We start from the raw sequence: 13,418 nt of genomic DNA on the forward strand, positions 1-13,418 counted from the left end.
AGCGCGCGTCCCAACGCGCGCTGTTCGTCAGTGTCGATCAGCCCTCGCCGAAACCGAGGAAACGGCTGGTGATGATCGCGGGCAGGTCTCGGACGATCGGACGAGCGCGTTCAGCCAGGCGGCTAGCCTCGGCTGCGACCGAACTGGTGGCGCTTGAGGCCGCCGTCAGCGCGCTGGTGTTGACCGCAGCGACCACGGGAATGCCGACTGCGCTGCCCTTGACCTCGATATTGGCCGCATTGAGCACCTGCAACGCCGCAAGATTGACGTCGCCCGATACCCGGATGCCGGCCTCGCCCGCATCGATCGTGCCCAAGGGTGCGATGAGGTCGATGTCGCCCGCCGGAATCTCCGGGATGGGCGCGAGGGTGGCTATGCCGGCCCCGGTGTTCTGTGTCGGGGGCGACAGGGTGACGTTGCCGTAGTTGTCATAGATGCGGCGGGGCGGCTGATAGACGGCGGTCGATGTCGAACCGCGCCCGGCGTTGATATCTCCCGTCGCGGACCACATGAACAGGTCGCCGCCGAATGTCGTGAAGACCCGGCTCTGTCCCAGCAACACCGATCCCTGAGCATAGACGTCGATATCGCCCGAACCCATGGACAGCACGCCCGCCGTGGACGGCGGCGCCAACCCGCCGACGCCGACGATGGCCTGACCGCCTGCCACCAGCACTTCGATATTGCCGCCGAACAGGGTGCGAATGGCCGAGCCGCCCACCATGGTCAGGTCGCCGGCGTAGGAAATGTCTCGCCCCTGTTCGTCCTTCTCGGGGAACAGGACCGAGATGGCTTTGCGGCCGCGCAGGTAGGAGGCGAAGCGGCTGCTGTCGGGATTGTTGTATTCACGGCCGCCCGCCTTCAGCTCGTCGAAATAGACCAGCCGGGCGAAGACGGCGCGCTGGTTGTCGTCCAGCTTGCCGAAATAGGTCAGTGCGTCCTTGGTGTCGGCGGCCTTGTAGCCAAAGCGGTCCGACAACCATTTCGTCAGTTCAGCCTCGTAGGTCTTGACGACCTTGCCCGGCTGATCAGCCAAGGGACGCCCGACCTCGGCGAGATTGGCCGGGTTCAGGTACAGATCGACGAAGGCGTCGTAGTTTGGACCGCCCGCCCCCACGCCAGTCATGACGCTGATGCCTGCACCGCCGTTGCGGGTGGATGGCGACAGGTCGAACAGAGGCCCGACCGAGGTGAACCGTCCCTTGTCCGACTGATAGATGTTGCGTCCTGCTTCGACGACCAGATTGCCTGGACCGGCGACGGTCATGTTGCCGTAGATGATGTCGCGGCCGGCCGAGACCAGGGTGATGTCGGACGGGTCGTTGTGCACCACGACACCGCCCGCGCCGTAAGCACCGGGGATCGAGATGATGGATCGACAGTCGGCAGGGCCTCCGATCGCACAGCCGACGGCTGGAGCCGTCCCCAGATTGACGATGTCGCGTGAGGCGCGGATCTTCGCAGAACCCGAGTTCACATACCGCGTGCTTTGATCCACATAGCTCAGGAAACCGAAGCTGAGGTTGTTGATGTCTCCGCCTGCCGCATAGAACAGTGCGGGTGGCTGAGCGCCTTGGAGCAGCTTTCCAGTGGCGGTATCGTCTTGGAAGCTGAGCATCGAACCAATGGTTCCGGAGACATTGTTTCCGCTGTAGGGCAGCGGCGTGTTGACACTCACGTCGGGCGTCATCGCGAACGTCGTCAGCCAGGTGGGTCGGAACGGGTTGGGCACCAGGTCCAAGGCGTCGGACATACCCGACAGGGCGATCGGCAAGCCGGCCGCATACGGCCCCGCGTTGTCTGACGTTATATAGCCGCCGCCCCGGATAGATCCGGAGGCCAGAAACTCGACCTGGCCCTCAGGCGACGGCGCCAGTTCCAGCGGTCTGAGACTGCAGGTGTAATCATCGCAACGCCCCCCATCCCAGAAGATGTCGCCGCCAGCCGCCGTGACCTTCAGGATCGGAGGATACCAATAGCGACCGTCGCGCGGCGCGGCGTTGCCCCCGGCCAGGGTCAGCGGCGTGATGTCGCCGCCGGCGCTGAATAGGCTGACGCTGGTGTCATCGCGCCACAGCGAGAAGCTGGACTGCATCATCAGGCCGTCGGGCCGCAAGAACTGTCCCATGTCGTCGAGATAGCCCAGGCTGGCGCCGGCGGCGGACAGGGCCGTGGAGCCCGGATCGCCCACTCCGGCCAGGATCAGATCGCCCCGCGCATCCAACCGCGCATCGCCGTCGCCAACCACCAGGGTGATCCCGCCGTACGAGGTCTGGAAGGCCGGGTTGAGCAGGTCTTGCTTGCGCGGATCGGTGATGTCCCGGGTCGTGGTGTAAAGCGCATGGCCGACGCCGCCAGCCACCAGGTTGATGTCGCCGCGCAGGTTCACGATCGAGCCGCTGAGATCGGGGCCCGTCAAACCCGCGCCGCCGTTCAGTTCACCGCCGATCAGAATGGTGATGTCGCCGCCGCCGGTCTGAACCAGCGTCCCGTCCGTGACCACGCCCGAGGTGCGGATGACAGAGGTGACCCGACCCGTGCCGCCGACGGCGAAGTTCAACCCCGTACTGGCGACCGCAGCCCGGTTGCTGTCGACGAAGTCTGAGCTATCGCGCGACCAGTCGCGGACGATCCCGGCGTCGCCACCGGCCCGCACGGTCAGATTGCCGCCACCCAGGGCGCCGATGCCCATGAAACCTTCCAGCATCGGAGCGTTGTAGTTGCCGAAGGTCGAAGTGTTGGAGCTGTTGTTCGGCACATAGCCGCCGAAGTTGATCCACCAGGCGGTGGGGACATCCTCGCCCATCTCGGGCGTGCGGCCGTCGCTCAACCCATAGCCGCCTTGGCGCCACAGCCAGTTTCCGACGCTGCCGCTGCCCACGCGCAGACTGGTCAAGTTGCGGCCGGTCGCATAGCCGATCATCCGGTCCTGGACCGACAGCAGCACATCGCCGCCGCTTTCGGGATACCAGGCCTGATAGTCCTGGATCGAGGCGGCATAACCGTCGAAGTTCTCGCCGATCCACGGATTGGCCAGGGCTGCGGATCCGGCCAAGGTGGCGCGCGGCTGGTTATAGACGTTGTAGCCATCCAGCGTCGTGCCGCCGATCTCGGCCGAAGGCATGCCGGCTGTGTAAACGCCGTACAGCGACAACTGCTCGTAGGAGCCGCCCGCCAGCAGATCCAGTGAACCGATGCCCGTTCGGATGACGCTGAAGTTCTGCATCCGCTTCAGCGCCGCCACCCATGCAGAGGTCAGACTGGATGTTTCGGCCACCTCGGGATTGGAGAAGTGACGGTCGGACAGTGTCAGATCACCTGTCTGACGAGCGTCTGCCAGTTCGCTGGCGGCGCGCAGCGCGCGACCGTCGGCCGAACCGAGATCGGCGCCGGCGACAAACCGCATGGACCACGACTGTGACCCTCGCTCAAGCATGGGCGCCACGGCCCATATCCGTCCTTGAGTTCCATCCGCCTGGATCGGCCGAGTGTTCTCCTTGATGCCGCCCAGCGGCTGCAGATTGACGCCGATGGGAATGAGGGCGCCGGCAGGCGCGACGGCGTTCTCGTTCAGGAAGACGTTGGCGGTATTGAACAGATTGAAAGGCGTGCCGGCCGGAACGACCGTCGCGCGGATCGACAGGTTCCCAGCCGTACCGGCGCTTTGCCGCGGCAGGGTTGTGCCCGCGCCGAACCAGACGCCCGAAGCCAGAGAGCTGGTCACTCTCTGACCCGCCTGCCAGGTCGGCGCCGCGCCGGCGAGGAAGGCCGCTTTCGTGGCCCAGATCGGCGCGGTGGCAACCCAGCCGCCCGTGGGGCTCGACATGCTGGAGTTGGATTCGAACCCGAACGGAATGACGCCGCTGTCACGACGCAGGGCCGTGCCTTGGCGGACGGTCACGGCGAACGACAGCACAGCGGTCGAGTTGGCCCCGCCGGGAATGGTGCTGGCGGTTGCGAGCGTGGGATGCCCGACTAGCGTGTATGGCGACGTCAGAACGGTCGGCGCCTGCACCACTCCGAACGGCCCGTCGATCTGGATCGTGCTCTCGCGCGGCAGGACATCGCCCGCCTGCAGTTGAACCGAAGTGGACAGGGTCAATGACGACGGCAACGGCTGGCCCTTGGGCCATGTCGTCGGCTTCAGCGCGACCTGCATCGGGAACACTGCTCCGGCGTCAACCTGGGCGTCTGCCGGCAGAACCGTGCCGGAAAGAATGATCGATCCCTTGGCGATGACGCTGCCGTCCGGCAGGCGGATCGTCGATGTCGCCACCCAATCCTGCGTCAGGGTGTAGTCCTGCGACAGCTCGACATCGGCGCCGATCACGGTGTTGGGCTTGACCGAGAAGGCCTGGACCGGCGCCTCGAAGGTCAGGCTGACACCGAGCGGGAACCGCGCTCCGGCCGCCAGCTTGATCGGTGAGGCCAGTTGGTGATCCGCGAACCATTCGCCGTTGAGGTTCTGCGTGCCGGGATAGATGACCCAGCCGTTGTCGTCCGGTGTGCGGGCGGGTTCGGCGAAGCCGTCGGTGATGCTGCCGTAGATATCCAGGTCATCGGCCGCACGGACCAGCAGCACGCCTGCCTCGCCTGAACCATAGGTCGAGGTCATCTGGCTGTCGGCGTTCAGACTGGCATAGCGATAGCCGGCCAGGTTCAGGTCGCCCGAAACCCGCAGGTCCCCGCCGGCCGTGCTGCGCAGTTCGATGCCGGGACGCAGGTGGAAGGCGTCCGCATAGGTCGCCAATCCGGCAATCCGACCCCGCATGTCGGCGTTGCCGATCGCCGCATTGATGAAGGCGGTGCTGTCCAGATGGATGTCGTCCATCAACGCTTGGTCGATCACGCCGCCGGCCGGCTCATAGGCGCGGAAGGCGTTGACCGACAGACTGTCGGCGCCCTTGATCGTCAACGGTCCGCGCGCGTCGATGGCGATGTCGCCGGCGCCCAGACGGCGGGCGTTCAGCTCGACCCGGCCGCGCGCGACCTTATCGGCCGCCGACAAATCCATGGTCGCGCCCGAAGCGAGCATCAGCGCGCCCGACACCGAGGTCAGCTCGACATTGGCGCGGTTGGACGCCTCGATCGCCGCGCCATAACCGTCGACCACCAGGGTGTCGCCGCTCGCGTCGAGCACTGCGGTCGAGGCCAGGGTCAGGTCGTCGCGCGCTGACAGCCGGATCGAACCGGGGCGATAGCCGCTGGCGTTGATCGTTCCGTTGACCGTCAGATCACCGCCGTCCGCCGAGATGGAGACGTGACGGGCCACCACCTCGTTGCCGATCGTCAGGTCGCCGGTCTTGATGATGAAGCTGCGCGATTCCGTCACGCCGGCCTGAGTCAGGCGGGTGTTGAGCGCCGCGAAATCACCGAGCGACCCGGCTCGGATGTCGATGGAGCCATTGCGCAGACTTGGATCGACGGGCTTGCCGTCGCCGCTGCGGGCATGGCCCTCAATGACGCCGGCCAGCTCGACCGCGCCCTGCAGCGCCGTGACCTTGAGCAAGCCGGCATGGTTATAGTCGGCGCTGATATCGATGGTCGAACCCGCGGCCTGAACCACCGAACCGTGGGTGCTTTCCAGCTCGACATCGCCGCCCCAGCCGTATCGTGTTTCGTCGAAGAACACGGTGTCTCGACCTGCCAGGTCCAGGCGCGCGCCGTTCTGCAGCACGATGTCGCCCTGCGTCGCCGTCATCACCAACTTGCCGCTGGGCAAGGCGATTGTGGTGTCGGCCAGGATATTGGCGGCCGTCAGCCGGATTTCGGCGCCCAGCGCGGTTTCCACCTTGCCCGTCGATGCCGCCACGCCGGCCGGACGAACGACGTTGATCGCGTCGCCGGCCTTGTAATGAAGCTTGGATCCTGCCTGGCCCGTCAGCAGCGGCGTGGTCAGGTTCAGCACGCCGCCCTGCCCGGCCTGTCCATAGGTCGCCTGGGATTGATAGACGGCCAGTTGGCCGCGGTGATTGGCTTCGATCCGGTCCGACGCCGTCAGGTTGACGGTCGAGAAACCCAAAGCCAGGCGATTGAGGTCCAGGTCGGCGCTGATCGCCACCCCGTCCTGATATCCCAGGACGATACGATCGGCGACGATGTCCAGCGTCCCAAGGCCGTTGCCGGGACCGCCAGCGATCGGCGCGCCCGGAAGCGCGACAATCGGCTTGGGATCGAACGGCGTGCCGCGGTTGCCGACCAGGCCGTTCCACACCAGGGTTCCGGTCGTGATCCGCGCGACGTCACCGACGTCTCCATGTCCGTATAGTGCGGGCGTGTTCAGCACCAGTTGAAGGCTGGACTTGCCGGTCGTTGCGTCGCGGGTGTCCAGGCTGATCGAGCCGTAGAAGTTGACCGACTGGTTGGCGGTCAGCATCAAGCGCTCAAGCTTAGGCGCACCCGAGGCGGCGTCGCCGCGCATCAGCCGATCCAGAACTGTCTGGTTCAGGGCGATGCCCGCCGGTAGGACGCCTTGCGCGGCGGCGTCGGCCAGAGCCTGCGTCGTGCCCAGGTTCACCGAACCCGTCGAGAAGCCCAGATAACGCGCGCCATAGTTGACGTTCTCGCCCAGGCGAACCGCACCGGGGCTGACGAAGCTGAGTGTGCCGTCGGTGAAGATGGAGGCGCCATCCTGAACGGTGATCGCCCCCGAGCCCGAGCTTGCGGCGGTCGAGCTATATTCCAGCAGACCGTTCGACACCGACAGCAGGTTGATATTGTTTGCCCTGAGCGTGAAGCCCATCGTCGAGGCGAAGGCCGGATCGCCCTTGCCCAGGGTCGTGATCCGCGCGCCGTCCTCGACCAGGATGTTCGAGTCTTCCTTAGCGATCAAAAGCACCTGCGGCGCGATCAGCTCGGCGCCGCCACGCACCGTCACGCCGGCGAAGCCGAGATTGAAGGGGGTCGCGTTGATCGTCCCGCCGCCGGCCCGGACGACGATCTCGTCGGACTGTATGCCGAGCGAACGCTGGGCGACTCCGCCCAAGGTCATCACCTTGGCTCCGACCGCATTCAGGTCCGCCGCATACAGCGACAGGGCGCCCGGCGTGGCGACGCCGTTCGCGCCCAGGATTTCCAGCGTGAGGTCGTCCATCCCGTAATAGGCGCCGCCGACCACCGCCAGGGAGCCTCCGACGCCGCCCTTGGCCGCATCGAACAGGCCCTTGCCCTTGAACGAGAAGACCGGACGGTCGCTGTCGGCGCTTGGCGGCGCCAAGGCCAGAATGAAGGCCTTGCCGTCCTGCGGCATCAACGGCAGCGGATTGTCGAACTGAACCTTGGCCGGCGCGGCGGCCAGGAAGTCGCCGTAGCTGGTCTCGTTGTATTGGGAATAGGTCCGCACCGTTTTCGACGAAGTCAGGATGGCCTCGACCGGCAGACCGTTGCGCGTGGTCGTATTGGCGATGGCGGTTCCCACGCCAAGGTGGACCGAACCATCAGCGAGTAGGTTCAAGCCGCCGGAGCCGGCGCGCATCGTCCCGCCCAGCTCGACGCGGAAGGCGCCGTCCATCAACGCATATTCGGCCGGCAACAGCATATATGTCCCGGCCGCCAGGCCCGGAACACCCTCCGGAATGACGACCTGCTGGCCCACGCCCGGCTGGGCATGGCCTGTCAGCGCGGTCGGCGCCGACGACCCGGCATAGCCCGGCACGATCGCATAGACCTTGTTGTCGGCGTGGCTCAGACCCTGGAAGGCAGGGCTGACATTGGCCAGAGCCGTGGTCAGGATATCGACAGAGCCGCCCCGCCCATTGATGAAGGCGCCGCCGGCTGGAAGACCGCCGCCCGACAGGTCCAGCACCGAACCTTCGTCCGCACGCAGCGAACCCAGAACGGTGACGCCCTGCGTCTCAAGGGTCGTGGTCTGCGAGGTTGCGTTGAGCAGCCAGGTCAGGCCATCGGTCGTGCCGCCGAACGGCACCACCAGGTCGCGGGCGCTGACCGAGGTCAGACTGCCGTTCAGAAGATTGACCTGCGATGTCGTGAGCGACACCTGCTCCCAATAGGTCTGCCCAGGCTGCAGGGCTTCGGGCCCCGGCTTGTACTGGTCGCCGCCGACGCCCAGCCGGATCGAGCCGAGAGGCGCGCGCAATACGCCGCCTTGATTAATGATGTCAGCGCCGACGATCAGCGAGCCATAGATCGACAGGGGGGCGTTCGGCGTTGCGCCATCCAGCTTGTGGAAGCTGACTGTGCCGCCTTCCATGAGGGTGTTGTAGATGACGGTGTTGCCGGGAATGCGGTACGAGAACCGGCCCGCGTAAATACCAGCGACCGCATTGGTCACCGGATAGATCTGGGCCGCAGTGAGCGAGATGTTGCTCATCGCGTTGACGTCGCCGCCCAGAAGACGAATGTCGCCGCGGCTGACGATGTTGATCTGTTCCGGCGCGGCGTACTCGTACTCTCGCTCCAGCCCGCCGGTCAGGCCGATCGAGCCGTTGACGCCGAATTGGGCGCTGGCCATGTCCACCAGCCCGCCCGTGATCGTCAGCGTGCCATTGCCGATCTCGGGCTTGCGCGGAAGCGCCGTCGCGCCGAGCTGACCCTTCACCAGCTGGTTGCCCAACATACCGCCGCCGCCCGCGAACTTCACATAGGCGGCGCTCAGTCTGGCGTCAGCGTCGAGGTCCAGGTTGGCCAGGGTTCCGGTCAGGATCAGGTCGCGACCGAGGTTCAGGTCGACCGCGCCGTTCAACAGGATGACGTCGTTCGTGCTCAGGCTCAGGCTGTCGAAGCCCCCCGCCTTGACCTGATCGACGCCCAGCCGCGCCTGGCCCACGAAGTTGTCCACGCCCTCGTTGCTGAGTTCCGCCTCGGCGATCGTCTGACCCGGCGTCCAGCATCCAGTGATGCAGTCGCCGAACCGGATGTCGGCGCGCAGGTCGGACGTGTGCGTCTCGTCCACATAGATGGAGCGAAGCTGACGCATGAAGTCAGGCAGGTCCTGGGGCCCGTTCCTGTTCACCAGAAGCGGCGTCGTCAGCATCACCGACAACAAACCGCCCGACGCGCCCTGGCCACCTGCCTGGGCGCGCATCGCGCCATCCAGGAAGATCCCGTACTGCGAGCGGAAGGCGATCAAACCGCCATCCGTCGCCAGGCTCAGGGTATTGGTCGTCGTCGGCACGGTGGACGACAGGTAGTCGATATCCGCCGTCGCGCCCGAGGCGTCCAGCAGCGCGCCCGGCCGCACCACGACATAGGCGGCCGTCTCGCCGCCCACCGTGATGGCGCCGCCCTTGGAGACATCGGCGTAGCGCAGGCCGCGCGCGTCCGTCGCCGTATGGGCCCGGCCCGATACGTCGATGACGCTGTTCTCACCCAGCCACACGGCGCGCGAGGCGTCGTAGAAGATGACCGGGTCGGGGTAGTCACGATTGATGTTCTCTCGGGGCCCAGCCACCAGACTGACCGAGCCGCCGTGGGCTTCGATCCGACCCTCCAGTTGGATGTTGTCGGCCGACGTAATCTTGACCGCTTGACCGTCATCGACGCGGATGACCGCGGTCTTGTCGATCACCACGCTGCCGCTGTTGATGGGGTCGGGTATCGGCGCTCCGCCATAAGGATTTGTCCTGTTGCGGTCGCCCACGGCGTTGGCGGTCAGGTTCAGGCTGACGCCCTGGCGCTGAATGAAGCGCCCATTGACGGCGTCCTCACGGAACATCTCCGGCAGCCACAGCTCCATGGCGTCCTCGGGAGATGCGCCACTGGCCATATTCGCGCTTGCGGCTGTGTAGCGGCGCACCGGAGCCTTGACGTCCACCACACCGTTCACCAGCAGGTCGCCACCCGCGCGGATGTCGTAGTTGGAGAATCCCTTCTGGAAGAAGTCGGCGTCCAGATGCAGCGGTTTGGCGATCTTGGCGTCAACCGGAAGGACAGTTCCGGCCGCCAGCGTCTTTCCAGCCGAAAGGGTCAGGGCCTCGGCCAGGATGGTGCCTTTGGGCAAGGTTGTGGTGATCGGGGCGATATCGAACCCGTTCGGGAAGATATCGACCGGCGCGATGTCACCCTTCAGGAAGGTGCCGAAGCCGAAGGTGATCAGCGTACCGGCCGGCAAAACCTCGCCTTCGTAGTGATCAAGATAGTTTTCGTCGTAAAAGACGAACCCCACGGGGATCTCGAAATCGGCGTTCAGGGTCATCTCCCCGATATCCACCGGCACATCGGCGGGGAACGGCTGACCCGGCTCGACCCGGTTGATGGTGGAGCTGTAGTCGACCGGCAGCATGGAACCTGCCGGCAGGATCAGGTCCTCGGTGATCTGCAGGTCGATCGGCAGGGGCTGGCCGGCGGCCAACACGGCGCCGCCGCCGAGCAAGGGATCGCCGATGGTGATCGGACGGCCGGCAGCCGACAACGTCAGCCGCCCGCCTCGACCGTCGCCCGAGCCATAGGACTGGATATCACCGCCCAACACCATTTCGTTGGCGTTGGGGCGGTTCAGGAAGCCGACCCCAAGGCCGACATCGCCGCCGTTCGCGCCTGTAAACCCACCATCCTCGCCGATCGCACCGCCCGCCGAGGCGTCTATCAGGCTGCCCTTGCCCAGGCTCAGATTACCTTGTCGGCTTTCCAGCATGACGGCGCCGCCATCCAGATGCGCCATGTCCGCCCGGTCGCCGCCCGTCGTCAGATTGACCCATAGGCCGCGGGTGTCCAGACGTACGCCATCACCGACGCTGAGGTCCGTCACCGTCGCGCAACCGCTCGTGCAGGGTTGGACCGCCGCCAGCGAGATCGAACCGCTGCGAGCGGTGATGTCGGCGTCGACCGCGATCTCGGTAGCCGTGAACGCCAGTTGCCCGCCATTGGCCAGCGTCAGGTCGTTTTCGACCGCGATCTTGCCACCGACGATCCGCAATGCGCCGAGGCCTGCCTCATTCAACGTGTCAGCCGACACGAGGACGTGGTTCAGCTTGACGCCATCCGCCACTGTCGCCTCGTCGCCGATCACCACCGTGTTTTCGAACGGCAGAATGGTCTGGGTCGCGGGGGCGTAGTTCTGAGCCAAGCCGTTGCCGATGTAGAGACCGCCCGCCAGCGGAGAGACGTTCTGGGGCAGGCCATACCCATCAAGGCGATTGGGCATGGCGTTGGTTATGCCGTCGCCGCTCAAGGTGGGCGACGTCTGCGGACGGGCGTTGGTCTGGCGTTCACCAACGATGACGTCGGCCATGATCTGGCCCTGCATCAACACGGTGGGTGCAGACAGTGAAATCACGCCTGCGTCGCGCCCGACGGTATAGCCGTCTTCCCAACGCGCACTGCGACCGCCGCTGAACAGCGGGCGGCCATAGACTTCGGAATAGGCCTCGCCCCAGCGATCATGGTTGCGCACAAAGGCGTCGCCGATGGACAGCATCTTAACGCCGGCAGGCGCCTGGCCGATGTCGTACATCCGACCGTCCGACCCCATCATCCGGGTGGACTGCATATAGCCGCCCGCATAGCGCATGGATCCGCCCGAGATATCGAGCGTGGCCCCGTCCTTGATGACGATCTCGTTCGAGCGGACATTGATCGTGCCGCCGACCGAGGCCCATTCGCCGATGGTGTGGGCGGTGTTTCCAAGATGACCGGAAACCTCAAGCAGGCCGCCTGGCGTGTAGTAGCGATCACCGACATGGCCACCGGTGCCGTTGGGCAACAGGATCAGATCCCGCGCGTCGATCCAGACGTCGTTGCTGCGGATTCCGTCGCCTTCGCGATTCAGTGCTGAATCACGCATGTCGAACGGACGCACATTGATCTTCAGGTTGTTGGAAGCCATGTCCATGACCACGTCCTGAACGCCTGAAACGTTCAGTTCGGCCCCGGTGTCGATCGTCGTGCGCGTCAGCGCCACCACCGAAATCTGGCCGCCCTGGGCGATGGTCTGGGATCCGCCCTCGAAGACCGCGGCGCCGCCGGTCGTGACCTCGACCCGCGACATGTCCTTGCGATCGGGCTGCATATAGTTGAGGCGGCCGATGCCCTGATTGTTCAGCAAGGAGGGGCGGCCCGTAGCGCTGATCGACTCGGCGATCAGCGCATCGCGCTGAGCGTTGGTCGCCGTCGTCTTGCTGTCCAGCTCCGGCAGGATCAGCGTCAGGCTGTCGCCGGTCAGGGTGACGCTGCTGGTCGCATCGTTCAGATCGGTCAGCAGGTGAATGGTGCCGCGCGTGTTCACCGAGGTCGTGGACACCGCCACACCGTCCTGCACGACCGTATGGCCGGCCAGAGTGATGTCGCCCTCACGGGCCTCGATCACACCGCTGTTCACCACACGCCCGCTGGTGCTGCCTGCATCCAGGGTGACGGCGATCTCTTGCCCGCGCACCGTCGAGGCCTGGTTGGCCAGAGTGCCGTAGCCGGCGCGAACCAAGAAGTTGTCGCCTGCCGACAGGATGGTCTGACCACGATCCGTTACGATGGTCCCGCGGTTCTCGACCGTCTTGCCCATCAGCATCACATAGCCGCCGCCCTCGACCACCGTCGCGGGCGCGATCGTCTGGATACGGGCGCCGGCTTCGACCGTCACATCGCCGCCGGCGTTGGTGAAGGCGGGCAAGGTGATCGGCGGCAGATAGAACTCTGGCGGGAGCACCACATTGGAGTGTATCCCGCGCTCCATAAACTGGATGTTCGAGATATCCGCCGTCGAGGCGACCAGATTGCGGACGTTGACCTGCGACGAACCGCCAAAGATCACGCCGTTGCGGTTGATGATGAAGACCGAGCCATTGGCCTTGATGTTGCCCAGGATACGGGTCGGATCCGCCGACACGTCGTTCACCCGGTTGAGCACGACCCAGTTCGATGCGTCCTGATCGAAGACCAGATCCGTCTCGCGCCCGACGTTGAAGCTGTCCCACGTCAGGATGGCCTTCTCACGCGTCTGATCGACGGTGACCAGGGTTCGCCCGTCGGCGCCTACGGTCTGCTTGGGACCGTTCGCGCCGACCCAAAGGCTAGGGTCCAGCGTAACGCCGGAGCCGACCTGAAGACCGCCCTGGCCCAAGCCGTTCGGCACATTGCTTTGCGCGGCGAAGGCGGCGGCGCGAGCCGCCGTCTGTGCATTCGTCATGGCCTGGCGCGTCGCCGCGGCGCGCGTGAAACTTTCCAGAGCGCGCCGCGTGGCGGCGGTGGCGTCGCCTTGTCGCACGGCCTGGGTCTGAGCAGCGCGCGCGGCGGCCGCTCCCGGATCCACGCCGGCGCTACGACCACCGGAAATTCGACCGCTCTGCGCCTCGGCGACGCCGGCAAGCAGCATGGAGCCGAGCGATGCGCCGATCAGCAGGCGATTACGCAGCGAATGAGCTTGGAAGATCATCGGACAGACTCCAGGTGCGCTTGGGCCGTGATCACGGCCGCGCGGTCGGGATTGAAAGAGACGCCCAGCGCCGTGCGGCGGGCGTGGAATATCG

At 65.7% G+C, this 13,418-nt stretch carries 1 protein-coding gene; it reads right to left on the minus strand.

Translation table 11 applies throughout. From position 1 onward, the window contains the following. Positions 1-37 precede the first annotated feature (37 nt). Entirely contained in the window at positions 38-13,324 is a 13,287-nt protein-coding gene (locus tag CHRYSEO8AT_RS01855) for a filamentous haemagglutinin family protein (RefSeq protein WP_159845426.1), read from the minus strand. Positions 13,325-13,418: the final 94 nt, after the last annotated feature.

Origin of the sequence: Brevundimonas sp. G8 (assembly GCF_902506205.1) — a bacterium.
GTDB lineage: Bacteria > Pseudomonadota > Alphaproteobacteria > Caulobacterales > Caulobacteraceae > Brevundimonas.

Excerpts from the sequence above, each read along its gene's own strand:
- CHRYSEO8AT_RS01855 (WP_159845426.1), bottom strand. The coding sequence starts at position 13,324 with ATGATCTTCCAAGCTCATTCGCTGCGTAATCGCCTGCTGATCGGCGCA.